Source organism: Nesterenkonia sandarakina (genome assembly GCF_014138825.1).
Lineage (GTDB): Bacteria > Actinomycetota > Actinomycetes > Actinomycetales > Micrococcaceae > Nesterenkonia > Nesterenkonia sandarakina.
Genome location: NZ_JACJIH010000001.1, coordinates 2,899,526 through 2,923,262 on the forward strand (window position 1 = coordinate 2,899,526; position 23,737 = coordinate 2,923,262).

At 68.7% G+C, this 23,737-nt stretch carries 23 protein-coding genes; 14 read left to right on the top strand and 9 right to left on the bottom strand.

Annotated elements, in window-relative coordinates; genetic code table 11:
* Nucleotides 1-61: 61 nt before the first annotated feature.
* Nucleotides 62-1,000, bottom strand: a complete 939-nt coding sequence (locus tag HNR24_RS13275; protein ID WP_182495992.1) for an ABC transporter permease — start codon at nt 998-1,000, stop codon at nt 62-64.
* Complete coding sequence (locus tag HNR24_RS13280) at nt 997-2,226, bottom strand: quaternary amine ABC transporter ATP-binding protein (protein ID WP_058887460.1); 1,230 nt, start codon at nt 2,224-2,226, stop codon at nt 997-999. The genes HNR24_RS13275 and HNR24_RS13280 overlap by 4 nt, the downstream gene beginning before the upstream one ends.
* Nucleotides 2,227-2,407: 181 nt before the next feature.
* Here HNR24_RS13280 and HNR24_RS13285 point away from each other — a divergent pair, with 181 nt between their 5' ends.
* From HNR24_RS13285 to HNR24_RS13305, 5 genes are all read left to right on the top strand, one after another.
* Entirely contained in the window at nt 2,408-3,937 is a 1,530-nt protein-coding gene (locus HNR24_RS13285) for a helix-turn-helix domain-containing protein (protein WP_182495993.1), read from the top strand.
* A gap of 142 nt (nt 3,938-4,079) precedes the next feature.
* A complete protein-coding gene (locus HNR24_RS13290; protein ID WP_058887459.1) occupies nt 4,080-4,850 on the top strand; it encodes a LamB/YcsF family protein in 771 nt (256 codons plus the stop codon).
* A complete protein-coding gene (locus tag HNR24_RS13295; RefSeq protein WP_182495994.1) occupies nt 4,847-6,706 on the top strand; it encodes a 5-oxoprolinase subunit B/C family protein in 1,860 nt (619 codons plus the stop codon). Before HNR24_RS13290 ends, HNR24_RS13295 begins: the two co-directional genes overlap by 4 nt.
* A complete protein-coding gene (locus HNR24_RS13300) occupies nt 6,703-8,493 on the top strand; it encodes an acetyl/propionyl/methylcrotonyl-CoA carboxylase subunit alpha (RefSeq protein ID WP_182495995.1) in 1,791 nt (596 codons plus the stop codon). The genes HNR24_RS13295 and HNR24_RS13300 overlap by 4 nt, the downstream gene beginning before the upstream one ends.
* A gap of 56 nt (nt 8,494-8,549) precedes the next feature.
* On the top strand, nt 8,550-9,227 hold the full coding sequence (locus HNR24_RS13305; protein WP_058887456.1) for a GntR family transcriptional regulator: 678 nt from the start codon (nt 8,550-8,552) through the stop codon (nt 9,225-9,227).
* A gap of 118 nt (nt 9,228-9,345) precedes the next feature.
* Here the strand turns inward: HNR24_RS13305 and HNR24_RS14175 are convergent, their stop codons facing one another.
* Entirely contained in the window at nt 9,346-10,197 is an 852-nt protein-coding gene (locus HNR24_RS14175; protein WP_058887455.1) for an FHA domain-containing protein, read from the bottom strand.
* 27 nt (nt 10,198-10,224) lie between these two features.
* A complete protein-coding gene (locus tag HNR24_RS13315; protein WP_058887454.1) occupies nt 10,225-10,467 on the bottom strand; it encodes a hypothetical protein in 243 nt (80 codons plus the stop codon).
* A gap of 336 nt (nt 10,468-10,803) precedes the next feature.
* Here HNR24_RS13315 and HNR24_RS13320 point away from each other — a divergent pair, with 336 nt between their 5' ends.
* Together HNR24_RS13320 and HNR24_RS13855 are read left to right on the top strand one after the other, a co-directional pair.
* Nucleotides 10,804-11,292, top strand: a complete 489-nt coding sequence (locus tag HNR24_RS13320) for a hypothetical protein (protein WP_182495996.1) — start codon at nt 10,804-10,806, stop codon at nt 11,290-11,292.
* Entirely contained in the window at nt 11,289-11,786 is a 498-nt protein-coding gene (locus tag HNR24_RS13855) for a cytochrome b5-like heme/steroid binding domain-containing protein (RefSeq protein WP_083504561.1), read from the top strand. Before HNR24_RS13320 ends, HNR24_RS13855 begins: the two co-directional genes overlap by 4 nt.
* Before the next feature lie 55 nt (nt 11,787-11,841).
* On the opposite strand, the gene HNR24_RS13330 is transcribed toward HNR24_RS13855, so the two are convergent.
* Nucleotides 11,842-12,564 (bottom strand): polyamine aminopropyltransferase, encoded by a 723-nt coding sequence (locus HNR24_RS13330; protein WP_058887452.1) that lies wholly within the window; start codon nt 12,562-12,564, stop codon nt 11,842-11,844.
* The gene (locus tag HNR24_RS13335) at nt 12,561-14,480 is read right to left on the bottom strand and encodes an ABC transporter ATP-binding protein (protein ID WP_058887451.1); all 1,920 of its coding nucleotides are present in this window, start codon (nt 14,478-14,480) and stop codon (nt 12,561-12,563) included. The genes HNR24_RS13330 and HNR24_RS13335 overlap by 4 nt, the downstream gene beginning before the upstream one ends.
* Nucleotides 14,481-14,642: 162 nt before the next feature.
* Between HNR24_RS13335 and HNR24_RS13340 the strand changes: the two genes are divergently transcribed.
* The 4 genes from HNR24_RS13340 to HNR24_RS13355 all read left to right on the top strand — a co-directional run bounded on the left by HNR24_RS13340 (nt 14,643) and on the right by HNR24_RS13355 (nt 18,284).
* The gene (locus HNR24_RS13340) at nt 14,643-14,864 is read left to right on the top strand and encodes a hypothetical protein (protein WP_058887450.1); all 222 of its coding nucleotides are present in this window, start codon (nt 14,643-14,645) and stop codon (nt 14,862-14,864) included.
* 194 nt (nt 14,865-15,058) lie between these two features.
* On the top strand, nt 15,059-16,339 hold the full coding sequence (locus HNR24_RS13345) for an NRAMP family divalent metal transporter (RefSeq protein ID WP_375139281.1): 1,281 nt from the start codon (nt 15,059-15,061) through the stop codon (nt 16,337-16,339).
* On the top strand, nt 16,336-17,148 hold the full coding sequence (locus tag HNR24_RS13350; protein ID WP_058887449.1) for a putative hydro-lyase: 813 nt from the start codon (nt 16,336-16,338) through the stop codon (nt 17,146-17,148). Before HNR24_RS13345 ends, HNR24_RS13350 begins: the two co-directional genes overlap by 4 nt.
* Before the next feature lie 194 nt (nt 17,149-17,342).
* Nucleotides 17,343-18,284 (top strand): SDR family oxidoreductase, encoded by a 942-nt coding sequence (locus HNR24_RS13355; RefSeq protein ID WP_058887448.1) that lies wholly within the window; start codon nt 17,343-17,345, stop codon nt 18,282-18,284.
* 120 nt (nt 18,285-18,404) lie between these two features.
* Here HNR24_RS13355 and HNR24_RS13360 read toward each other — a convergent pair whose 3' ends face one another.
* Complete coding sequence (locus tag HNR24_RS13360; RefSeq protein ID WP_182495997.1) at nt 18,405-19,685, bottom strand: MFS transporter; 1,281 nt, start codon at nt 19,683-19,685, stop codon at nt 18,405-18,407.
* Between the two features lie 104 nt (nt 19,686-19,789).
* Here HNR24_RS13360 and HNR24_RS13365 point away from each other — a divergent pair, with 104 nt between their 5' ends.
* The 3 genes from HNR24_RS13365 (at nt 19,790) to HNR24_RS13375 (ending at nt 22,549) form a co-directional block, all read left to right on the top strand.
* Nucleotides 19,790-21,067 (top strand): 5-oxoprolinase subunit C family protein, encoded by a 1,278-nt coding sequence (locus HNR24_RS13365; protein WP_182495998.1) that lies wholly within the window; start codon nt 19,790-19,792, stop codon nt 21,065-21,067.
* A gap of 208 nt (nt 21,068-21,275) precedes the next feature.
* Complete coding sequence (locus HNR24_RS13370; protein WP_182495999.1) at nt 21,276-22,133, top strand: DUF368 domain-containing protein; 858 nt, start codon at nt 21,276-21,278, stop codon at nt 22,131-22,133.
* A gap of 2 nt (nt 22,134-22,135) precedes the next feature.
* Nucleotides 22,136-22,549, top strand: coding sequence for a hypothetical protein (locus HNR24_RS13375; protein WP_182496000.1), 414 nt, complete (start codon nt 22,136-22,138; stop codon nt 22,547-22,549).
* Nucleotides 22,550-22,594: 45 nt separating this feature from the next.
* Here HNR24_RS13375 and HNR24_RS13380 read toward each other — a convergent pair whose 3' ends face one another.
* Together HNR24_RS13380 and HNR24_RS13385 are read right to left on the bottom strand one after the other, a co-directional pair.
* Nucleotides 22,595-22,825, bottom strand: coding sequence for a hypothetical protein (locus tag HNR24_RS13380; protein ID WP_182496001.1), 231 nt, complete (start codon nt 22,823-22,825; stop codon nt 22,595-22,597).
* A gap of 176 nt (nt 22,826-23,001) precedes the next feature.
* Nucleotides 23,002-23,706, bottom strand: a complete 705-nt coding sequence (locus HNR24_RS13385) for a class I SAM-dependent methyltransferase (RefSeq protein ID WP_182496002.1) — start codon at nt 23,704-23,706, stop codon at nt 23,002-23,004.
* Nucleotides 23,707-23,737: the final 31 nt, after the last annotated feature.

Below are 23,737 nucleotides of genomic sequence, written 5' to 3' on the forward strand. Positions count from 1 at the left end.
GTGCGGTGCGGTCTCTGGTCTGTGGTCTCGGGCGTGGCTTCGCGCAGCGGGCGAGGCCGGATCAGGCGGTCTTCGTAGGGGCCGGCTCAGGGCTGCGTCGAGGACGGCCCCGACGCAGCAGCTTCGACATGCGCCCCATGGCCATGCCGCCGTGACCGATGGCGGAGGTGACTCGGTCCAGATAGATGGCCAGGACGACGACGGCCAGCCCGGCCTCGAACGCCAGACCGATGTCCAGGCTGCCGATGGCTCGCATGACCTCGCCACCGAGCCCTCCGGCTCCGACCAGGCCGGCGATGACAGCCATGGACAGCGCCAGCATGATGACCTGATTGACGCCGGCCATGATGGTCTTCAGTGCCAGCGGAAGCTGGATGCGCAGCAAGATCTGCCCGGGCGTGCTGCCGAACGCGTGGCCCGCCTCCACCACCTCGGAGTCGACCCCACGGATGCCGAGTTCGGTGAACCGCACGCCGGGAGGAAGCGCGAAGATGATGGTGGCGACGACGCCGCTGGTCACCCCGATGCTGAACATGGTCACCACCGGGACCAGCCAGACGAACGCCGGCATGGTCTGCATCAGGTCCATCACGGGCCGGATCGTCTGACTGACCCGGTCTGACCGGGCGGCCCAGATGCCGAGCGGGATCGCGATCACCAGGGCGATGGCGGCCGCCACGGCCACCAGCGCCAGCGTGGTCATCGCGTTCTCCCACTGATCGATGCTGATCACGAAGACCAGCATCACGATCGAGAGCAGGCCGAGCTTCCAGTCCTTGACCAGCCAGCCGAGCAGGGAGAACACCAGCGCGAGCAGGAGTGCATCGGGAGTGTTGAGCAGGTCGTCCAGACCGCTGGTCAGCGTCGAGACCACCATCTGGATGATGTCGAAAAGCCATCCGAGGTTGTCGTTGATCCAGTCGAAACCGGTCTCGATCCATTCGCCGACGTTCAGCCGGGGAATCCCGACTCCTTCGGTCTCTTCGGCAGTCGTGATCATGGGGCCGTCACCGCCTCTGGAGCGTCGTGGGTGGTGTGCTTCGGCTCTGCCAGGGCGTTGAGCAGAGTCACGCGGGCGATGATCCCTTCCAGTCGGCCGGCGTCATCGATCACGGCCAGTCCGGCTTCGCTCTGCGCGGCCTGGGTCATCAGCTCGGCCAGCGGGGTCTCGGCGTGCACCGAGGGTGCCGGCTGCAAGAGTCCCTCGAGGGTGTTCGTGCCCTGCGCCACCGCGGCGGCGACAGCTGCTTCATGGACGAAGCCATGCAGCTTCTTGCCGCGGTCCACGACCGCGAGCACGTTGGTCTGGTGTTCGCGCATCAGCTTGTGCGCGGTGCGGGGGCCCTGCTCCGTGCCGAGCACCGCCACCGGAGGCTCCATGATCGCCCCGGCGGTGAGGACCCGGGTGCGGTCCACGTCCTGGACGAACTGGGCCACGTAGTCGTTGGCCGGGTCGTTGAGGATCTGTTCCGAGGTGCCGATCTGAACCGTGCGGCCGTCGCGCATCATCGCGATCCGGTCACCGAGCCGCATGGCCTCGTTGAGGTCGTGGGTGATGAACAGGATGGTCTTGCCCAGCTGCTCCTGGAGTTCCACGAGCTGGTCCTGCATCTCCCGTCTGATCAGGGGATCCAGTGCGCTGAAGGCCTCGTCCATGAGCATCACGTCGGTGCCGGCCGCCAGGGCGCGGGCCAGGCCTACTCGTTGGCGCATGCCTCCGGAGAGTTCGTCCGGCATGGATCCACCCCAGCCGTCGAGACCGACCATCTGCAGGGCCTCTTCGGCCTTGCGCTCCCGATCCGAGCGGTTGAGGCCCTGGACCTCGAGGGCATAGGCGGCGTTCTGCCCGACCGTGCGGTGCGGGAGCAGCGCGAAGTGCTGGAACACCATGGAGACCTTCTCGCGGCGCACCCGGCGCAGCTCCTTGGCCGAGAGTCGCGCGATGTCTTCACCGCCGACCTCGATGCTTCCGGCGGTGGCTGGCAGCAGGCCGTTGATCATGCGGATCAGCGTGGACTTTCCTGAGCCGGAGAGGCCCATCACGACGAAGACCTCACCGGGCTGGACGTCGAAGCTCGCGTCGATGACCGCGGCGGTGCCCAGGTCCTTGACGTCCTCGCGACCGGCCCCTCCCTTGATGCGTCGGACGATCTCATCGGGGCGCTTGCCGAAGGCTTTGAACACGTTCCGCGCTCGGACTACGGGCTCGGTGGTGCTGGAATTCAAGATTCTCCCCCGTTGAAGTAATGGTCTTCGACCTTACCAGGAGCCGCATATAACCTGTTTACAACCTGTTAACGAGCGATTTCAGTATGTCGAATGCGCGGTGTGTTCCACGCTACTCGCGTACCGGCAGCAGTGGTGTGCATCACCGGCCATGTGACTCCGGGCGGTATGCTCCATAGGTATGCGGACAGCACGAGAAACCTCACAGTCGAGGGAATCGTCCCAACGGGCCCAGCTGCGCTCCATCGAGCGCGCCTCGGTCGAGTCTGAAGAGGACGGCTTCGATCTGATCGCGCTCGGCAGGCGTCTGCGCCACCTGCGCAAACAGGCCGGAATGACACTCGATGCCCTCGCGGAGGCGCTGGGCACCGCGCCGAGCCAGCTCTCGCTGCTGGAGAACGGTCGCCGCGAACCCAAGCTCTCGCAGCTGCAGCAGCTGGCGAAGGTGCTCGAGGTCAGCTTCGACGACCTCTTCGGCGCCGAGCCGCCTTCGAAGCGCGCCGCCCTGGAGATCGAGCTGGAGAAGGCGCAGCGCGGCCCGCTCTACGCAGCGCTGAACCTGCCCCCGGTGCGGATCAGCAACCGGCTGCCCATGGACGTCTTGGAATCCCTGGTGGCGCTGCAGCGCGAGCTGCGCCGTCGTCTGGAGGAGCAGGCCGCGACTCCGGAGGAGGCGCGGCGAGCCAATACCGAGCTGCGTGAAGAGATGCGCGCCAAGCACAACTACTATCCCGAGATCGAGGCTGCCGCCCAGGGGCTGCTGGAGGCGGTGGATCACCGCGACGGTCCGCTGTCCCACCACGTCGCCGCGGACATCGCGGCGCATCTGGGGTTCTCGCTGCGCTTCGTGAAGAACCTGCCGGAGTCCACGCGCTCGCTGACGGATCAGAGGAACCGGATCATCTACCTCACCCAGGGCGCCTCCCGGCAGTGGGACGCGCGCTCGGTGCTGCTCCAGGCGCTGGGGCACCAGGTGCTGGGTCACACCGAGCCGGAGGACTACTCGGAGTTCCTGCGTCAGCGGGTCCACACCAACTACTTCGCGGCGAGTCTGCTGATGCCCCAGGCCACCACGGTGAAGTTCCTCCAGGAGTCCAAGGCGCGCAAGGAGATCGCGATCGAGGACCTGCGGGATGCCTTTGCGGTCTCCTACGAGTCGGCGGCACACCGGTTCACCAATCTCGCGACCGAGCACCTGGGCATCACGTGTCATTTCCAGAAGGTCCATGAGTCCGGGATCCTGCACAAGGCCTATGAGAACGACGGCGTGAACTTCCCGGCGGATCACTCCGGGGCCATCGAGGGCCAGACCATCTGCCGGCAGTGGACCTCCCGGCAGGTCTTCGAGGTCGACGACAAGTTCCGCTCCTTCCACCAGTACACCGACACCACGGTGGGCACCTTCTGGTGCACTGCGCGCACCGAGGCGCACTCCTCGGGGCTGTACTCGCTCTCCATCGGGGTGCCGTTTGAGCACGTGAAATGGTTCCGCGGCTCCGACACCACCTCCCGGTCCGCCTCCCGCTGTCCCGATGATCCGACCTGCTGCCGGCAGCCCCCGGCCGAGCTTGCCGCTCGCTGGGAGGGCCAGGCCTGGCCGGCGGCGCGCGCCAACAGCCACCTGCTCGCGGCCATGCCGCAAGGAGCGTTTCCGGGAGTGGACACCACCGAGGTCTATGAGTTCCTGGAGCGGCACTCGCGTCAGGACTGAGCATCCTGGTGGGCGGCCGGGCCTGTCCGGGTGCATCTGGGCGGAGAAATCCGAGCGGGATTGTTGAACAATCCTGCGTCGTCAGGCATTCTTGACTCAGCTCACACTGAGACGTGGGCAACATCTGCTCAAGGAGGACCCTGTGGCACAGATCGACCTGAACAGCGACGTCGGAGAGTCTTTCGGCAACTGGACCATCGGCGACGACGCCGCCATCCTGCGCACCGTCTCCAGTGCGAACATCGCCTGTGGATTCCATGCCGGGGACCCGATGACCATTCGTGCCACCGCCACCGAGGCGGTGGCGAATGATGCCGTCATCGGTGCGCACATCGGCTACCGCGACCTGGCCGGCTTCGGCCGCAGGCACCTGGAATGCTCCCGTGACGAGCTTGCCGCCGATGTGCTCTACCAGCTCGGCGCGCTGGAGGGGATCGCGGCCGCGGCCGGCTCCCAGATCCGCTACGTGAAGCCCCACGGCGCCCTCTACCACTCGATGATCTCGCACACCGAGCACGCCCACGCCGTCATCGACACCATTGCGGCCTATCAACAGAGCACCGGACGCGATCTGCCGGTGCTGCTGCTGCCGGGCTCGATCGCCCTGGACTTCGCCGCCGAAGCCGGTCTGCGCGGGGTCTCCGAGGCCTTCGCCGATCGCAGCTACAACCCCGATGGCACACTGGTCTCCCGGCGCGAACCCGACGCGGTGCTCCACGACACCGAGCAGATCGTGGAGAACATGCTGCGCCTGGCCGAGGAGTCGGTGCTGATCGCCCGGGACGGCACCCGCATCGAGACCCGCGCCGAGTCCATCTGCACCCACGGCGACACGGCCGGGGCGGTGGCCATGGCGCAGGCGGTGCGCACCGCCCTGGAAGGTGCCGGGGTCGAGATCCGCAGCTTCGCATGATCAGCTCCGTTCGTGAGGCCGGCCCCCGCGCGCTGCTGCTGGAGTTCCAGACCCTGGATGAGGTTCTCGCCTGCCACCAGCAGCTGCGCCGCGAACCGCTGCCCGGTCAGCTGGAGGCCGTCGCGGCGGCGCGCACGATCCTGCTGCGCTTCACCGCCCGTCCGGCGCTGCGCCAGGCGCGAGAGAGCCTCTCCACCCTGAGGTTCGAGGAGTTCTCCGCCGCAGACGCCCGCCACGTGGAGCTGGAGGTGGTCTACGACGGCGCGGACCTCGAGGACCTGGCCTCAGAGCTGGTGATCAGCGCCGAGGCACTGATCCACTGGCACAGCAGCACCACCTGGACCGGCGCCTTCGGCGGCTTCGCCCCGGGGTTCACCTACTGCGTGCCCAGCGCCGAGTCCGGTCAGGACCTCTCGGGCGAGTCCGCCTCGGTGGCGTCCGGGCGGTTCGACGTGCCGCGCCGCAGCAGCCCACGCACCGCCGTGCCCGCCGGTGCCGTCGCCCTGGCCGGTGAGTTCTCCGCGGTCTACCCGCGGGTCTCCCCGGGCGGCTGGCAGCTGATCGGCCACACCCCGGCCACCATGTGGGATCTCTCCCGCGAAGCCGACGCGGAGTCACCGGCGCTGGTCCGCCCAGGAGACTCAGTGCGCTATAAGCCCGTGCCCGCCCGGTCGGTCACCAGCGGATCCACCGCCGGGCAGCCCACCTCAGGGCAGGAGGCCCAGCAGGAGGACGACGCCGCGCTCACGGTCCTCGACCCGGGCCTGCAGGCCCTGATCCAGGACCTCGGCCGCAGCGGGCTCAGCGACCTCGGTGTCTCCCGCGCGGGGGTCGCCGACGAGGCCGCCGCCCGCCAGGTGAACCGGCTTCTCGGCAACGACCCGCAGGCCGCGGTGATTGAAGCGCTGCACGGCGGACTCACCCTCCAGGCAGAGACCACCGTGGTGCTCGCCGTGTCCGGTGCCCAGGTGCCGATGCAGGTCACCGCCCCCGACGGCGCCAGCCGCAGCGTCCCGCTGCGCGCCCCCTTCGCCCTGAGCGCGGGGGAGACTCTGAGACTGGGGAGTCCCGAGCGTGGTCTGCGCAGCGTGATCGGCCTGCGCGGAGGTGTCCACGCCACCCCGGTGCTGGGCAGCGTCTCGGCAGACACCATGTCTGGGCTGGGCCCCGACCCGCTCGCGGTCGGCGACCGGCTGCGCACCGCCGGGGCCGTCCGCGGCGCCGTCGAACCGCCGATGGACCCCCGGCCCCAGCCCGGGGCGGAGCACGGCTCCACCGAGGCCGGTCCCGTGCTGCGCTTCACCTACGGCCCCCGCGCCGACTGGTTCAGCCCCGAGGAGGCCGCCCGGCTGGCGGCTCAGCCCTGGTCCGTGTCCCAATCCTCGAACCGGATCGGAATCCGACTCGGAGTCCCCGAGAGCGCCGCCGGCACCGAGAACACCGCCGGCACTGAGCATGACACCGGCACTGAGCATGACACCGGCACGGAGCATGACAGCAACACCGAGGAGGCCGCCGGAGCCCCGCGCCCGCTGCGCCGGCTGAAGGAAGGCGAGCTGCCCAGTGAGGGAGTGGTCCGTGGTTCGCTGCAGATGCCCCCGGCGGGCACCCCGGTGCTCTTCCTCAACGACCACCCCGTGACCGGGGGATACCCGGTGATCGGAGTGGTGATCGACGAAGACCTGCCCCGCGCGGCCCAGCTGGCCCCCGGAGACCAGATCACGCTCCTGCCGGTGGACCCCGACACGCTCACCCCGCTGCCAGGTCCCCACGACCCGCCTGTCCCGGACACCCTGGCAGCCCCTGCCACCCAGACCGCCACGACCCCTGACGCAGAAGAGAAGACCTCCCCATGAAGCGCATCCTGATCGCCAACCGTGGCGAGATCGCCGTCCGCATCATCCGCAGCGCCCGCGAGTCCGGGTATCACGCCGCAGCCGTCTACGCGGATCAGGACGCTGATTCGCTGCACGTGCAGCTCGCCGACGACGCCGTCGCGCTGCACGGCACCACCCCGGCCCAGACCTATCTGGATCAGCAGAAGCTGCTCGCCGCGGCCCGCGAGGTCGACGCCGACGCGATCCACCCGGGTTACGGCTTCCTCTCCGAGAACGCCGACTTCGCCCGGGCAGTCCTCGAGGCCGGGCTCACCTGGATCGGACCCCGACCGGAGACCATCGAATCGCTGGGGAACAAAGTCACCGCCCGGGCGCTCGCGGTCAAGGTCGGTGCACCCCTGGTGCCCGGCACCGACGGCCCGGTCGCCGGCGCCGAGGAGATCCGCCGGTTCGTGGCCGAGCACGGCCTGCCGGTCGCGATCAAGGCCGCACACGGCGGCGGCGGGCGCGGCATGCGCATCGTCCGCGAGGAGGCTGAGATCGAAGACGCCTTCGCCTCGGCCGTGCGGGAGGCCGAATCGGCCTTCGGTCGCGGGGAGTGCTTCGTGGAGCGCTTCCTTGACCGGCCCCGGCACGTGGAGGCTCAGGTCCTCGCGGACACCCAGGGCAACGTCGTCGTCATCGGCACGCGCGACTGCTCGCTGCAGCGGCGCAACCAGAAGCTGGTGGAGGAGGCCCCCGCGCCGTTCCTCAGTGAGGACCAGCGCGCGGAGATCCACCGCTCCGCCCGCGCGATCTGCGCCGAGGCGGGCTACATCGGGGCGGGCACCGTGGAGTACCTGCTCAGCCCAGGCCAGGGGCAGCAGCCCGGACTCCTGAGCTTCCTGGAGGTCAACACCCGGCTCCAGGTGGAGCATCCGGTGACCGAGGAGACCTCCGGCGTGGACCTGGTGGCCGAGCAGCTGCGCATCGCCGAGGGCCAGCCGCTGCGCTTCACCGAGGATCCGCCCTCGCGCGGACACTCGGTGGAGTTCCGGCTCAACGCCGAGGAGCCAGCCCACGGGTTCCTGCCCACCCCTGGGCCGGTGGAGCTCTTCGCCGCGCCCACCGGGCCCGGCATCCGCGTGGACACCGGGGTGCGCAGCGGTGATGAGATCTCCGGGGCCTTCGACTCGATGCTGGCCAAGCTCGTGGTGACCGGCCCGGATCGGGCGACCACGCTGCGCCGCGCCCAGATGGCCCTGGCCGAGATGCGCATCGAGGGCCTGCCCACCGTGCTGCCCTTCCACCGCCAGGTCCTGGAGGCCGAGGACTTCCTCGCCGCCGAGGGAGCCGAGAGCTTCCGCGTCCATACCCGCTGGATCGAGACCGAGTTCGAGGCCGCCTACGGCGAGTCCATGGCCGAGTCCGAGCATCTGGCCGCGGCGCTGCGCCACCGTGAGCAGCGGATGCGTCGCAGCACCGTGGAGATCGACGGCCGAGCCGTGAGCCTGGGACTGCCCGGGGCTCTGCTGAACCTGCTCAACGCCGGCGGCAGTCAGGCGACCAGCCCGGACGACGACGCCGCGGCCACCACCGGGGGGCAGACCGCACCCGGCGCCGTGGTCTCGAAGCTGGCGGGCAGCCTGGTCAGCTTCGCGGTCCAGGACGGGGCCGAGGTCGCCGCAGGGGATCCGATCGCGGTGGTGGAGGCGATGAAGATGGAGTCCACCGTGGCGGCGCCGCGCGGTGGACGATTCCACCGGGAGGACCTCGCGCCAGGTGCGGCGCTGCAGGCCGGTCAGGTGCTCGGCAGCATCGAATGACACGGACTGCCAGACGTTGAGGTGCAGGGGGGGGGCGTCTCGGATAGATTGAGGTCATGACCGACGTGATGTGGAGCTCGTTGTCCGCCGAAGGGCTGCATGAGCACGCTCAGGCGCCGGAACGGGTCGCGGAGCTGCTGCGCGGAGCCATCTCAGCCGGCACCATCCGTCCAGGGTCCAAGCTTCCCGAGGTGGAGCTCACCCGGCAGCTGGACATCTCTCGACACACGTTGCGCAGCGGCTTCCAGATCCTGGCCTCGGAAGGCCTGGTGGAGCGGCACCCCAACCGCGGGGTGTTCGTGCACCAGCCCACGGCGGCCGACGTCGCGGAGGTCTACCGGGTCCGCCGGGTGCTGGAGGTCGGGGCCGTGCGGACCGCGGAATTTCCTCCGGAGGAGCTGGAGCAGCTGCATCGGATCGTCTCTGCCGCCGAACTGGCGCGTGAGTGCGGAGACGTCCCCGCCATGGCCCAGGCGAACCAGGTCTTCCACCGCACCATCGCCGCCCAGGTGCGCAGCGCGATGATCGACGCTCTCATGGAACAGGTGCTGGCGCGGATGCGACTGGCGTTCTACGCCAAGTCCGAGCAGCCGAGCTTCCATCACGCCTACATCGTGCGCAACCGGGAGCTGGCACGGCTGCTGAGCCAGGGCGATCGGGCCGCGGCCGAGGCGTACCTGCTGACCTACCTCGATGCGGCCGAGGCCGAGCTGGTAGAACATCTGGACAGCTGAGCTCGGCGGGCCCCCGGGACGGTCGCCGCGGAGCTCTTCGGGGACATGACCCTGGCGCCTTCGGGGCCGGACTGGGCGAGTTCTTCGGGGCTGGACCTGACGGGTCCAGCCCCGAAGATCAGCGTTTCTGCCGGTAGGGATCGAACTGCGGCTTCTGGTAGGCGTACTCTCCACCCTGGCGTCCCCCGTATGGGCGGCCGTGATCGGCGTACTCCTCGCGCAGGAACACCACCCGCCAGACGCCCAGGTCGATCCGGGATCCGGTGCGCAGGGTGACCGGGGCTCCGGGCTCGGCGCTTCGAGAGCCGCCGATGGAGCCGTGCCGGACGATCACATACTCATCGAACTCGTCATGCAGGATCTCGGCATGAAGCGGCTCCAACCCCGAGAGCAGGAGATCTGAGGATTCATCGCTGCCGATCAGGGTGCGATCCGAGACCAGGTTGAACTCCAGCGGGCCCGCCCCGGGATAGTCCGTCCGGCTCATGATCAGCCGGGGACGTCCCGCCCCTCGCGGAGCGTGGGTGGTCGTGACCCGGCGTCGGATCATGCGGTTGAAGGTCGGAGCTGGGGGCCAGGGGGTCTCCGGCGGGATCAGCGAGGAGGCGCCCTGGGTGTCACCCGATCCGGCACCGGCGAAGCGCGGCAGAGACTTCAGCGAACCCAGCCGAATATGCTTCGACCGGGTCAGCACCCGGCTCATCACCGTGGGCTTCACCGCCCCGAGACTCACGATCTCCCCGTCGGGACCGATGATGGAGAGCGTCAGGTCCCGCGCCGCGAGCTGACTGGCGAATCCGTCAGCGGCGCGGGTGATCGAGCGAGGCATCCCATCGAGCAGGGAAGAATCGTCCGTGCGGACCTCGATGTGGCGGCCGGCTGCTGTGATGGTGGCGTTCACCGGCGCAGCCGGGGTGCCGTCTTCTGCGACCTGGGTGAGACTCACGGCAAGATCGATGTCTAGACGCATGGCTCCTCCAACCTCAGTCGTTCACCGTCAGCTTGCGTCGTCGCTGGTGGTCACCCGCAGGGTGCCGTTGAACTTCCAGATCGCCCGTGGAGCGTCCGGGCCGATGTCGCGGGGGACCTCTACGGTCATGTCTTGGAGCGTGTAGTTCACCACGGCGCCCCGGCCGGTGAGGTAAGACCACATCTCCTGGCCGAGATCTGCCCAGTCACCGATCTGGTGGGGCTGGTTTCCCTGTGGGTTCACGCTCTCGGGGCGGGTGCTCTCAGTCATGGCTGCTTCTCCTGAACAATGTCGGCGCCGCATGGCTGCGGTGCAGAGGATCGGTGAGCTCTCGCTCACCGTCATCATCACTCGGAGAAGCCCCGTTGGGAAGACCTCGCGTGCCGCTGACCTCACATTACGTCGTATTACATGACCGGCCGTGTGACCAGATGCCGCTGCGCCGGAGCGTCTGCACCCCGGTATCGCTCCGAAGCTGCCTCCAAGCGCTCCGAAGTGCACCGGCGACCCCGACCAACGCGGCGACGCGGGGCTCCCTGTGGCGCTGCCGACAGGGTGCCGAGTCACAGAACAGCACCGGTCTGTCCCGGCAAGTAAGGTGCTGACATGGATCTTTCCCAGAAGCTGCTGGTGGCGGCGAGAGTCACCGCTCTGATCCACGTGGCCGTGGTGATCCTGCTCTTCGTCTCCGCCGGGTTCCTGGTGGAAGAGTCCCGCGCCCTGGGTGTCCATGGATTCGGCGCCATCGCGCTGCACGTGACCTCGGGAGTGCTGGCCCTGAACCTCCTGGTCCTGGCCTGGCGGGCGAAGACCGGTGGAGTCGCGGCCGCGGTATCGGTGGCCCTGTTCGCCCTGACGTTCCTCCAGGCATCCCTGGGCAGCGCGTTGGACATCGCGATGCACATCTCCGGCTCCGTGGTGCTGACCCTGATGGCAGCGAGCCTCGCATCCTGGACGTTCTCGACCAAGCTCTCGCCCCGTAGCTCCACGACCCGCCGCTCCACGCCCAGCCGTCCCACGCCCCCGTCCCTCGACGCCGACCGCCCGCTCGACGCCGACCCGCGGCGCGAGACTCTCCGAGAAGGAAGACCATGATGACTGATTCTGCCCCGAGCGCCGCGCTGCCCAAGACCCTGCTCGCGTCGCTGGCCCTGCCGGCTCTGCTGCTGCTCACCTCCTGCGGCGAAGGCTCCCAGGAGCAGTCCCCGGCCGAGGACCAGGAGGCGGAGCAGGCGGAGACGACAGAGCTCGATGAGGCTGACTCCGGCGAGGACCCCGTCGAAGAGGACCCCGTCGAGGAGGATCAGGCCGAGGAGGAGCAGCCCGAGGGCACTGACTCCGAGGGCGCGGAGCAGGCGATCTCCATGGCCGAGGTGGAGTCCAACGACTCACCAGACTCCTGCTGGGCCGTCCTGGATGAGACGGTCTATGACCTGACGACCTGGATCGAGGAACACCCCGGCGGCGAGGCGCGCATCGAGCAGCTCTGCGGCACCGACGCCACCGAGGACTTCGGGGCCCAGCATGGCGGGGACTCCGCCCCTGAATCCCAGTTGGCCGAGCTTGAGATCGGTGAGCTCGAAGGCTGATCGCACCGTCGCTTCGGGGTGGCCGCACCTCGGCTGGGTGGTCTGAAAGCTGGTCTCAGGCGCGGGGCGGATCTTCCCGCCGCACGCCCACATAGACCGTGTTCGAGGAGATCCCACCGGTGAGGTGATTGGCGAACTCCACCACGTGCGCCGCAGTGTCATCGAAGACCGTCGCGAGGGTGGCCATGAACTCCTCATCAGGCCGATCATCGGACCACAGGGTGAAGACCCCGCGCTCGGTGAGATGCTGCGCGAGGATGCCCAGCCCTTCGGTGGTGTAGAGATCGGCGTGACTGGGGTGAAGCGTGTGCCGAGGGGAGTGGTCGACGTCGAGCAGGATCAGGTCATGGCGAGCTGCGTCAGGGGCCGGCGGGGTTCCCATCACCGCGAAGAAGTCGTCGTGGCGCAGGGTGGTGCGCGAGTCATCGACGAGCTCTGCTGAGACCGGCAGCAGCTTGCGCCGGTGCCAGTCGATGACCGCTGGGAGCGCATCGATCACCTGCAGCCGGTGGACCCGGGAGTCACCGAGCGCGGTCACCGCCGTGTAGCCCAGGCCCAGACCGCCGACGACGACGTCGAGCTGCTCGCCCCTGGTCGCAGCCAGACCCAGCACCGACATCTGCTCCTCCGCCACGGTGAACAGGCTCGACATGAGGAACTCCTCGCCGAGCTTGACCTCATAGATCTGGGTGCCGGTGCCGGGCTCGGTGCGCCGACGCAGCATCAGTTCACCCATCGGGGTCTGCTGCCAGTCCAGCTCTTCGAACCGTGCGATCATGCCGGGGTCTCTCCTCGGGTAGGGGTCCTCTCGTGTGGGGGAGGGGTCGTCGCACCCTCAGTGGCGAACTGGGTCCGGTAGAGCTCGGCGTAGCGGCCATCGGCGGAGAGCAGCTCGGTGTGCGTGCCGCGCTCGACGATCTTCCCGGCCTCGACCACCAGGATCGCATCCGCTGCGCGCACGGTGGAGAGCCGGTGGGCGATCACCAGGGCGGTCCGGCCCACCAGTGCCTCGGTCAGGGCCGCCTGCACGGCGGCCTCGGAGGTGGAGTCCAGCGCGGCGGTGGCCTCATCGAGGATCACCACCTGAGGCTGGGCCAGGAGCAGCCGGGCCAGGGTCATCCGCTGGCGCTCGCCGCCGGAGAGCCGGTAGCCGCGTTCCCCGACCACGGTGTCGAGGCCATCGGGCATGGAATGCACCACCGCCTCCAGCCGGGCCCGGCGGATCGCGTCCCAGACCTGCTCGTCGGTGGAATCCGGCGCCGGCAGGGTGAGGTTGGCCCGGATGGTGTCGTGGAACAGGTGTCCGTCCTGGGTGACCACACCGAGGGTCGCGCGCAGCGAGTCGAAGGTGGTCTCGCGCAGGTCCACGCCGGCCATGCGCACCGCGCCGGAGTCCACGTCGTAGAGCCGGGCCAGTAGCGCGGCGATGGTGGACTTTCCGGCCCCGGAGGATCCCACGATGGCCACGGTCTGGCCCGGCTCCACCCGCAGGCTGATGCCGTGCAGCACCTCCTCGCCGCCGCGCTGGTCCAGTGTGGCGACCTCCTCCAGGGAGGCCAGCGAGACCTTCTCCGCAGAGGGGTAGGAGAAGCTGACGTTCTCGAACTCGACGGCGGTGGGGCCCTCGGGCAGCGGCTGGGCGTCTTCCTTCTCGGTGATCAGCGGCTTGAGGTCCAAGACCTCGAAGACCCGCTCGAAGCTGACCAGCGCACTCATCACCTCGACCCGGGCGCTGGCCAGGGCGGTCAGCGGCGCGTAGAGCCGGGTGAGCAGCAGCGCCAGGGAGACCACGGCGCCAGCCTCGAGGTTGCCGGCGATCGCGTAGAAGCCGCCCAGGCCATAGACCAGAGCCAGGGCCAGCGCGGAGACCAGGGTCAGCGCGGTGATGAAGGTGGACTGCAGCATCGCGGTCTTGACCCCGATGTCCTGCACCCGGCGGGCGCGCCGCTCGAACTCCGCCGACTCCTCCTCGGGGCGTCCGAAGAGCTTGATCAGCGTGGCGCCCGGGGCAGAGAAGCGTTCGGTCATCTGGGTGCCCATGGTGGCGTTGTGGTTTGCCGCCTCGCGCTGCAGCTTGGCCAGCCGGCCGCCCATCAGACGAGCAGGCACCACGAACACCGGAAGCAGCACCAGGGCCAGCAGCGTGACCTGCCAGGACAGCGAGAGCATCGCGATGATGGTGAGCAGCACCATCACCAGGTTCCCGACGACGCCGGAGAGGGTGCCGCTGAAGGCGCGCTGGGCACCGATGACGTCGTTGTTCAACCGGCTCACCAGCGCGCCGGTGCGGGTGCGGGTGAAGAACGCGATCGGCATCTTCTGCACGTGGTCGAACACGGCGGTGCGCAGATCCAGGATCAGACCCTCGCCGATCCGTGAGGAGAGCCAGCGGCTCAGGATGTTGAACCCGGCATCGGCCACGGCGATGATCGCGATCAGCACGGCGAGTCGGATCACGACCCCCACCTCCGCGGAGCTGGTGATCGCATTGATGACCTGGCCTGCCAGCAGCGGAGTCGCCACCGCCAGTGCGGCGGTGACCACCGAGAGGATCAGGAACCAGATCAGCCTGGTGCGATGCGGGCGGGCGAACCGGCCGATCCGGGTCAGCGTCTCCCGGTTGAACGGCCGGTAGTCCTTCTTCGCGTGGGTCATGCTGTACAGCGAGCCCCATGCCGCGCGTTCCATGCTCACGCACTAACCCCCAAGATCTTCCCGGGTGCCGCGCTGGCTGCGACGGCACCGTTGAGCGCACAGGCCACAACCGACACCACGCTACTCGCATTCCGATGCCGCGCCCCACCCCAGGTCAGCCCACCCTTGAGCCTGGAGTCGCCGCCGCTTAGGGTCGCAGACATGACCAACGCCGCCATGTCCAGCCTGATTCTGATCTTCGGGCTCGGAGCAGTCATCGCCTTCATCGTGGTCGCCCTGATCCAGGTGGCTCGCGAACCGTTGCTGCCCCCGGTGCTGCGGGTGTGCTGGGTGATCGTGCTGGTGGGCTTTCCAATCATGGGCACACTGATCTGGTTCGGGTTCGGGCACGGCATCAACCAGCGGATCCTCTCCGGGACCTGACCGCGGTGCAAGCCGCCGACCAAGCCGCTGAACGTGTGACGGGCATGTAAAACCTGGGCGGATTGTTCCACAATTCCTTGCCTGGATTGTTGAACAACAGTACTGTGAGCTGTGATCCACGGAATAGACGTGCGTCACATGTGCCACCGGCGCAGTGTCCACGGTGTTCCCCCTACTCACCCCGGAGGGCTCCTGTGGCTGACGCCTCAACCCCCAGATCCTCTGCCGCGGATGCACCCCGCAGCTCCCAGACCGAGACTCCCGAACCCAGCGGACCGGTGCTGATCCGCACCCGTCGCACCGCGCTGCTGGGTGCCATGTTCCTGATGGCCACCAGCGCCGTGGGTCCGGGCTTCATCACCCAGACCGCCACCTTCACCTACCAGCTCGGCGCCGCCTTCGGCTTCGCCATCCTGATCTCGGTGCTGGTGGACATCGCCGTGCAGCTCAACGTCTGGCGGGTGCTCGGAGTCTCCGGGCTCTACGCGCAGACCCTGGGCAACCGGATCCTTCCCGGACTGGGCTGGGCGCTGGCCGCGCTGATCTTCTTCGGCGGGGTCGTGTTCAACATCGGCAACATCGCCGGTGCCGGGCTGGGCCTGAACGCGATGACCGGCATGGACGCCCGCATCGGTGGCGGCCTCTCGGTGATCTTCGCGCTGCTGATCTTCCTCTCCAAGAAGGCCGGGGTCGCGCTGGACCGGATCGTGGTGGCCTGTGGCGCCGTCCTGATCCTGCTGATGATCTTCATGGCCGCCACCACCGCCCCACCGCTGGGCGAGGCGCTGCGCCAGACCTTCGTGCCCGACCAGGTGGAGTTCCTGTTGATCACCACCCTGATCGGCGGCACCGTGGGCGGATACATCACCTATGCCGGCGCCCACCGGCTGATCGCCTCGGGCAACACCGGGGTCGAGAACGTCAAGGCGATCTCCCAGACCTCCATCCTGGGCATCGTGGTGGCCACCGTGATCCGCTTCCTGCTCTTCCTTGCCGTGCTCGGCGTGGTCTCCACCGGTGTGGTGCTGGCTGAGGACAACGTCGCCGCGGACGCGTTCTCCGTGGCGCTCGGCGAGATCGGGTTGCGCGTCTTCGGCGCGGTCTTCTGGGTCGCCGCGATCACCTCGGTCCTGGGCTGCACGTACACCACGGTGTCCTTCCTGACGACGAAGAACACCACGGCCCGGACCAAGAACTGGTACTTCCTAGGATTCCTGGTGCTCACCACCGGCGTGTTCCTGATGTTGGGTCAGGCACCCCAGACCCTGCTGATCATGGCCGGCGCCTTCAACGGCACCGTGCTGCCGCTGGGCTTCGCGGTGATCCTCTACGCCGCCTGGCGCCGCCGCGACCTGCTCCAGGGCTATAAGTACCCCAAGTGGCTGCTGATCCTCGGCGTGCTGGTCTGGCTGCTGACCATCTACATGGGCTACAACTCGCTGGGCGGTCTGGCCAGCCTCTGGACCGAAGGATGAGCCAGGCCGCAGGTTCCACGGCTGCGCTGAGTCCCGCCGCAGCCCGCGCGCAGTTCCGCGCCGGGCTGCGGCGGCCCACCAGTGGGATCAGCCCTGGCTTCGCCCAGGTCAACCTGCTGGCGCTGCCTCGAGAGCTGGGCTTCGACATGCTGCTCTTCGCCCAGCGCAACCCGAAGTCCTGCCCGGTGCTCGGCGTCTTTGAACCCGGGCAGTTCCACGACGCCGGGGCGAGGAATCCGCTGCTGGCAGAGGGTGATCTGCGCACCGACATCCCGGCCTACCGGGTCTACCGCGATGGTGAGCTCACCGCCGAGCCTGGTGACGCAACACAGCACTGGCGCGAGGACCTGGTGGCCTTCCTGATCGGGTGCAGCTTCACCTTCGAGGCCCCGCTGCTCGAGGCCGGGATCCCGATCGCCCACATCGAGCAGGGCGTGAACGTGCCGATGTACAAGACCGCCATCCGCTGTGAACCGGCGGGCCGGCTCAGCGGGCCCCTGGTGGTCTCGATGCGCCCGCTGCCCGCGGATCTGATCGCCGACGCGGTCCGGATCACCTCGCGTTATCCCGGGGTGCACGGCGCTCCGGTGCACATCGGCAGCCCCGCCGAACTGGGGATCACCGATCTCGACGCGCCGGACTTCGGGGATCCGGTGCAGATCCCCGCGGGCTGGACCCCGGTGTTCTGGGCCTGCGGGGTCACGCCGCAGGCGGCGGTGATGGAGTCCGCACCGGAGCTGGCGATCAGCCACGCCCCGGGGCACATGTTGATCACCGACCTGCCCAACACGGCGCTGCAGGTGCCCTGAGCCTGGGGCCATCAGGCATCAGCGCGCTTGCGGCGCGGGGCTGCCGGGCGCCACCCCTCCTACCGAGGGGGCTGGGCGCCACCTGCGGTGCTGGACGCTGCGGTTCATTCCCGAGACCGGTGTGGGAAACCTCATGGGCATTGTCGTGAGACGGTCCTTGCGGGTCCTCTGGCTGCGGCCATACAGTCGAAGGCATGAGCACCGAATCAACCCAGACATCCTTCCCCGCCATCAGCGAGCTGCAGGGTACCCAGCTGGCCTTCGACGATCCCACCACCCGGCACAGCAAGATCTCCCCGCCGAAGCAGGATCAGGCCGAGCCGGGCCTGGAGGTGGACGCCGAGCCGACGCCGGACATCGGGCTGGACTCCTACCGCGGACTGGGTCGCCTGCAGGGCCGGAAGGCTCTGGTGACCGGCGGTGACTCAGGGATCGGCGCGGCCACTGCTGTCGCCTTCGCCCGTGAGGGTGCCGATGTGGCCATCGCCTACCTTCCCGCCGAGGGCAAGGACGCCGAGCGCGTCATCGCCGCGATTGAAGCCGCCGGACGCACCGCGGTCGCGCTGCCCGGTGATCTGATGGACAAGGACTACCGTGAGGGCCTGGCGGACGCCGCCGCCGAGGGCCTGGGTGGACTGGACATCCTGGTCAACAACGCCGGCAAGCAGATCGTCAACGACTCCCTGGAGGAGCTCACCGACGAGCAGGTCGATGAGGCCTTCCAGATCAACATCAAGTCGATGTACACGCTCAGCCGCGCCGCGCTGAAGCATATGGGCCCGGGTTCGACCATCGTGAACTCCACCTCGGTCCAGGCCTACCAGCCCAACCCGATGCTGCTGGACTACGCGGCCACCAAGGCCGCGATCAACAACTTCACCAAGGGTCTGGCCCAGCAGCTGGGCCCCCGGGGCATCCGGGTCAACGCCGTGGCGCCGGGCCCGGTCTGGACGGTCATCCAGCCCAGCGATGGTCAGCCGAAGGAGAAGCTGCCCGAGTTCGGCCACGACACCCCGCTGGGTCGTCCCGGGCAGCCGGTGGAGATGGCGCCGGCCTTCGTGTTCCTGGCCTCCCCGGAGTCCAGCTACGTCAGCGGTGAGACGCTCAACGCCAACGGCGGCACACCCACGCCGTAATGGTCACTGAGACCGGAGCAGCTTTTTGATGCACACAGGCGGGGCGGCGCAGATGCGTCGACCCGCCGGTGTGCGCGGCGACCGCTCATCGAACGCCGAGCAGGGAACGTGCCCTCGGCGTCAGCCGGCCAGCGCACTGGACCCGGCGCCGCCGTCGTCCTTGCCCCGGGTGCCGGAGCGTGGGATCCGTCGCGCCACGCCCTGGTGCACGTCGTGTCGGCCATGGACCAGCCAATAGAGCACCAGGGAGACCACGACGACGCCGGCGCACATCGCGTACATGAAGCGGTAGTCCGCGAAGCTGACCAGTGGGCCCAGCAGCAGCGGGGAGAAGCCGAAGCCGGCGTCGAGCATGATGAAGAAGGTCGAGATCCCGATGCTGGTGCGATGCGCCGGCAGGTCCGAGGCGATGATCGCCTGGAGCACCGGCAGCAGCGAGCCGAAGCCGAAGCCGGCCAGCACCCCGGCGGTGAGCAGCACCGACTGATTCGGGGCCCAGGCGAGCAGTCCCATGGCGATGATGTAGAAGATCACCGCCGGGTACACCGCCGCGTTGTCCCCGAAGCGGTCTTGGATCTTGCCCATGAAGAGCCTGGAGACCAGCACGGCGCCGGCGTAGATCACGAAGAAGATCGAGGCTGCGTCGACCATGTCCAGGCTGCGGGCGTAGCCGTTGAGGAAGGTCATCACCGATGCGAAGCCGATGCCCAGCAGCATCGCGACCAGCGAGATCTTGAACGCGCGCGGCTCGATGATGTCCCGGGGGCGCAGGGTCAGCTTCTCGCGCAGGCTCATGCGCCAGGGCTTGTCCTCGGGCAGGCGCAGGAACAGCGAGAAGATCAGCGCGATCACCGAGACGATGGTGACCGCGACGAACATCGCCCAGAAGTCATAGCGCTGGGTCAGCTGGATCGCGGCCAGCGGCCCGATGGCCGGGGGCAGCGAATTCGCCAGCAGGTAGTACCCGGCACCCTCGCCGCGGCGGGTATGCGGGATCATCGCGAAGACTCCGGCGTTCAGCGCGGTCTGTCCGAAGCCGAAGGAGATCCCGTGCACCGCGCGCAGCGCGATGAGCATCTCGTAGCTGTCCACCACCAGATAGGCCAGGCCCGCCAGGACATAGACCACCAGGCAGGCCAGCACGGTACGCCGTCTGCCCAAGAAGTTCACGTACTTCCCGGCGAAGATCCGGGCGGCCAGCGCGCCCACCACGAAGGCCGAGGCGGCGAACCCCGCCGCGGTCTCTCCGGCGGAGAACTCCTCTGCGGCATAGACCGCCAGGCCGGTGACCAGGACGAAGAACACGATGGCCAGGAAGAGATTGATCAGGATCGCCAACAGGAAGTCCCGGGTGAAGAGCGGCTCCTTCGGGGCAGCTGCGGACTTCTTGGGTAGGATCACAGCCTGATTGTTTCATGGTTCGCAGGGGAAACGACTGCCGGTGCCGGGTTCTCGCCCCTCCTCGGAATCCCGGTGTGTCCGCCTGGGTATGGCACGCTGGGGGAATGATTCACAGCGTCCGGGAAGTGGGGCAGCGGGCCCTCCTCATCGAGGTCACCGCGTCGAAGGACGGCCCCAGCTTGATGACGCATCTGAGCGAGCAGCCCTTCACCGGGCAGCTCGATCTGATCCCAGGGGAGAAGACCGTTCTGGTGGACTTCCGTCGCCGCCGGGACGCCCAGGCGGCGCTGAAGCCGGCCAAGCGGCTCAAGCTGCGCCGCCGCAGCGGCACAGCATCCTCGCATCCCACGATCCCGCGGTCCTATGCCGCGGGACTGCGACCGCAGGAGCGTGAGGCCGTGGTGCAGGTGCTGCCACTGCTCGCCGAGGAGATCCCTGGGGTGGTCCTGGTTCAGGACCCGGGCAGGTTCGGCTTCGGCGCCCAGGGCGTGGGCCGCGCCGGACCGGCCGACTTCTCCGCCGCGCGGCAGGCGAACCGACTGATCGGCAATGACGACTCCGCCGCCGTGTTCGAGATCTGCTCCGGCGCGTTCAGACTGCGTCTGTGCCAGACCTCGATCCTCGCGGTGACCGGCGCGGAGGTGCCCCTGGAGATCACCACGCAGGAGGCGGCCCCGGTCTCCCGCGGCGGCACCGAGGTGGCCCAGCTCACCGAACGGACCCGCAGCGTGCCAGGGCGCGCGCCGTTCTGGGTCTTCCCCGGAGAGGTGCTGCACATCGGGCCGCCGCAGCGCGGGGTCTACAGCTACCTCGGGATCTCCGGCGGGCTCGAGGTCCCGGCGGTGCTGGGCAGCGCCTCCACGGACACGGGTGCGGAGATCGGCCCGGCCCCGGTGCAGGTCGAGGATCGGTTCGGGCTTGCCGGCGCGGCGTCACGCTTCGTTGGCATCGCCTCCGTGGCGCCCACGCCGCTGCCGGTGCCGGGTGAGGCCACAGTGCTGCGCTACGTGCCTGGGCCCCGGGTGGAGTGTTTCGGCACCCGACGCGCCGGCGCCGCGGGTCTCGCCCGGCTCGAAGGTCAGCCCTGGGAGGTCATGGCCGGCTCCGGCAGGTCAGCCCTGATGCTCGAGGGCGATGACCCGATCAGACGAACCCAGCCCGAGCCGCTGCCGGCGGAACCGCTGCTGCGGGGAGCGATCTGCGTCACGGAGTCCGGTCAGCCCTCGGTGGCGCTCGCCGAACACCCGGTGACCAGCACCGAGCCGGTGCTCGGCGTGGTGGTGCGCGAGGACCTCTCCCTGGCGGCGCAGCTGCCAGCAGGGGCCGAGGTGCGCTTCCAGGCCGTGGACCCAGAGACGTTGGGAGCGGTCCGCGCCCGATGAGATAATGTCCGACGTCGTGGGGCCCAGATGAGGTCACCGCGTCCGCTTCCCGAAACTCATCACCCAGGAGTCCATCATCGCTGCCGAGTCTTCCGCCTCACCGGCCGGTCCGCAGGGCGACGTCGCGCCCGCGGCGCCCCGGGATACGCCCCACACCCCGCCGCCAGCTCGCCGCACCTCGCTGCCGGGGAACCTGATCCGCGGAGCGATGATCGGCACGGTGGAGACCGTGCCCGGAGTCTCCGGCGGCACCGTGGCGCTGGTGGTCGGGATCTACCGCCAGCTGATCGATTCAGCCTCCCACGTGGTCTCCGCCGGCAAGGCGCTGATCACCGGTCCGGACCGTCGGGCGGGTTTCATGCACCACCTGCGCCAGGCCGAGTGGAAGATCATCATCCCGGTCATGATCGGCATGGTGATCGCCGTGTTCACCGTGGCGGGTCCCATGGCCACGGCGGTGGAGACCTATCCCGAGCTCACCCGCGCGACCTTCTTCGGCATGGTGCTGGCCTCGATCTTCGTGCCGCTGCAGATGGCCTGGTTCGACCGGTCCGGGCCGTTGAAGGTGTCGCATCTGTTCGCCGGGATCCTCGCCGCAGCCCTGACCTTCTGGTTGGTCTCGCTGCCGGCCACGTCCGTGGAGCCCACCTGGTACGTGATCCTGCCCGCGGCCGCCATCGCCGTGTCGGCGCTGCTGCTGCCCGGGCTCTCCGGGTCCTTCCTGCTGCTGACCTTCGGGCTCTATGAACCGACGCTGCGCGCCGCTGCTGACCTCGACCTCGGCTACCTGAGCATCTTCGCGCTGGGCCTGGCGCTGGGCATGATCTGCATCGTCAAGGGCTTGAAGTGGCTGCTCGATCATCGGCACCGGATCACCATGATCGTGCTCACCGGGGTGATGGTCGGGGCGCTGCGCACGCTGTGGCCCTGGCAGGACGAAGCCAGGGGACTGCTGGGCCCAGGTGAGAACCTCGGACTGGCCCTGGGGCTGGGAGCCGCAGGGTTCGCCGTCGTGCTGGTGCTGGTGCTCCTGGACTACCGGCTGTCCCAGCGTCAGGCGCGCTGAGCGTGAGCCGGAGGACGACGGCGCGGCGTCGGTCCCGTGGAGCGCTGCTGGCCGCGGCGCTTTTGAACCTCCTGCCGCCGGTGGCCTTCGCGCTGGTCGTCTCCACTGTCATCAGCCCGAGCCAGTTCAACCTCGCCGCCGGGACCGGGTCACTGGCCGCAGCGGGCTGCACGCTCTACGCGCTGCACCGCGCCTCGCCGGCCCGGACCCTGCACCTGCTGCTGGGCGCGGTGGCGGTGCTGGCGGCGGCGCTGTTCCTCGGTGGCGACGCCCTGGTGCGCGCCATGCCCACCGAGAGCATCGGACCCGGGCTGGTGCCGCTGATGGGTCTGCTGCTGCACCTCTGCGCGGCGGTCACCCTGTTCACGCTGGGGCTGATCCAACAGATCCCGAGCACCTCCTCGCGACGGCGCTGAGGCGCTGCGTTGATCAGGTGACCGGGCGCTGCGGTGCTGAGGTGATCAGGGAATCAGCTGCGCGGACTGGATCGCGACCCCTGCGGCGCGTGAGACCTGCACCTCGGCGGTGTCACGGGCGGTCAGCGAGTCTGCGGCATTGAGGATCGCCAGGACCACGTTGTCGCCATCCATCTCGTAGTCCGAGATCGACTCGCCGCGCTGCTCACGAAGGTTCTGGATCTCCTGTTCATCCAGAGAGCGTTCCAGGGTCAGAGCTACGCGGTATTGAGTCAACGTGGGACCTTTCAGAAGTGAGGGGCTTGGTGCCCTGCTCTGAAAGATAGCGTGCGCAGCTGTGTCGAAACGCTCCGCCTGCGAATTGTGACATGCGGCAGCATGAGCGAATCTCGGCTCGCCCTGCGGCACCACCTCCGCGCGTGCTCAGCACGTGCTCCGCGCGTGTCCGACGCTCAGGGCTTGGTCCAGATGTGCAGCAGATAGCCGTAGGAGAGACCGAGTCGCTCCGGGTGGCTGCTCAGCCATTGCTGCGCGAGCTCCTCCGGGAACTCCAGATGCAGGACCCGCTCAAGGTCGGTGCGCCGGTGGAACGTCCACCCGCTCATCACGGCCAGGGTCTTGGCGCCCTTCTCCCGCCACCAGGTGGAGGGGTAGCTGTCCCGGCCCTGCCCCGCAGCCGGGGCGCTGGAGCGCAGCAGCGCCGCGAACTCTCCGAGCACGTGATCGTTATCGATCACCACAAGTCGACCTCCCGGGCGCAGCACTCGGGCCACCTCATCCAGCCCGGCTGAGGGGTCGAAGGACTCCGAGGGGAAGAAGTAGGCGAAGCGTGCATGGACCACGTCGACGCTGGAGTCAGCCAGCGGGATATGCTCAGCCGAGCCGTGATAGACATGGGCCCGCCGGGTCCGGGCCCGCGCCGCCTCCAGTAGCCTCTCGTCGGGCTCGATCCCGATGGTCTTCTCCGACTCGGAGTACTTCGGCAACCAGTAGCCCGAGCCGCAGCCGAGGTCCACCAGCACCTTGTGTCGCCAGTCCGCAGCACGCCGCAGCGCCTCCCAGAGCGTGCCCTGCGGGTCAATCGCCTCATTCTCGATCTCGTACACCGCAGGGTCGCCACCCTGGTTCGCTGCTGGGACGAAGTCGTGGAGAGCCATGGGCTGATTCTCCCAGAGACCAGCGCCCTGA

Bases quoted from the DNA above. Each gene is read 5' to 3' on its own strand.
- HNR24_RS13275 (WP_182495992.1), bottom strand. From the start codon at position 1,000: ATGATCACGACTGCCGAAGAGACCGAAGGAGTCGGGATTCCCCGGCTG.
- HNR24_RS13285 (WP_182495993.1), top strand. From the start codon at position 2,408: ATGCGGACAGCACGAGAAACCTCACAGTCGAGGGAATCGTCCCAACGG.
- HNR24_RS13295 (WP_182495994.1), top strand. From the start codon at position 4,847: ATGATCAGCTCCGTTCGTGAGGCCGGCCCCCGCGCGCTGCTGCTGGAG.
- HNR24_RS13300 (WP_182495995.1), top strand. From the start codon at position 6,703: ATGAAGCGCATCCTGATCGCCAACCGTGGCGAGATCGCCGTCCGCATC.
- HNR24_RS13305 (WP_058887456.1), top strand. From the start codon at position 8,550: ATGACCGACGTGATGTGGAGCTCGTTGTCCGCCGAAGGGCTGCATGAG.
- HNR24_RS14175 (WP_058887455.1), bottom strand. From the start codon at position 10,197: ATGCGTCTAGACATCGATCTTGCCGTGAGTCTCACCCAGGTCGCAGAA.
- HNR24_RS13315 (WP_058887454.1), bottom strand. From the start codon at position 10,467: ATGACTGAGAGCACCCGCCCCGAGAGCGTGAACCCACAGGGAAACCAG.
- HNR24_RS13320 (WP_182495996.1), top strand. From the start codon at position 10,804: ATGGATCTTTCCCAGAAGCTGCTGGTGGCGGCGAGAGTCACCGCTCTG.
- HNR24_RS13855 (WP_083504561.1), top strand. From the start codon at position 11,289: ATGATGACTGATTCTGCCCCGAGCGCCGCGCTGCCCAAGACCCTGCTC.
- HNR24_RS13330 (WP_058887452.1), bottom strand. From the start codon at position 12,564: ATGATCGCACGGTTCGAAGAGCTGGACTGGCAGCAGACCCCGATGGGT.
- HNR24_RS13340 (WP_058887450.1), top strand. From the start codon at position 14,643: ATGACCAACGCCGCCATGTCCAGCCTGATTCTGATCTTCGGGCTCGGA.
- HNR24_RS13350 (WP_058887449.1), top strand. From the start codon at position 16,336: ATGAGCCAGGCCGCAGGTTCCACGGCTGCGCTGAGTCCCGCCGCAGCC.
- HNR24_RS13355 (WP_058887448.1), top strand. From the start codon at position 17,343: ATGAGCACCGAATCAACCCAGACATCCTTCCCCGCCATCAGCGAGCTG.
- HNR24_RS13365 (WP_182495998.1), top strand. From the start codon at position 19,790: ATGATTCACAGCGTCCGGGAAGTGGGGCAGCGGGCCCTCCTCATCGAG.
- HNR24_RS13370 (WP_182495999.1), top strand. From the start codon at position 21,276: ATGATCGGCACGGTGGAGACCGTGCCCGGAGTCTCCGGCGGCACCGTG.
- HNR24_RS13385 (WP_182496002.1), bottom strand. From the start codon at position 23,706: ATGGCTCTCCACGACTTCGTCCCAGCAGCGAACCAGGGTGGCGACCCT.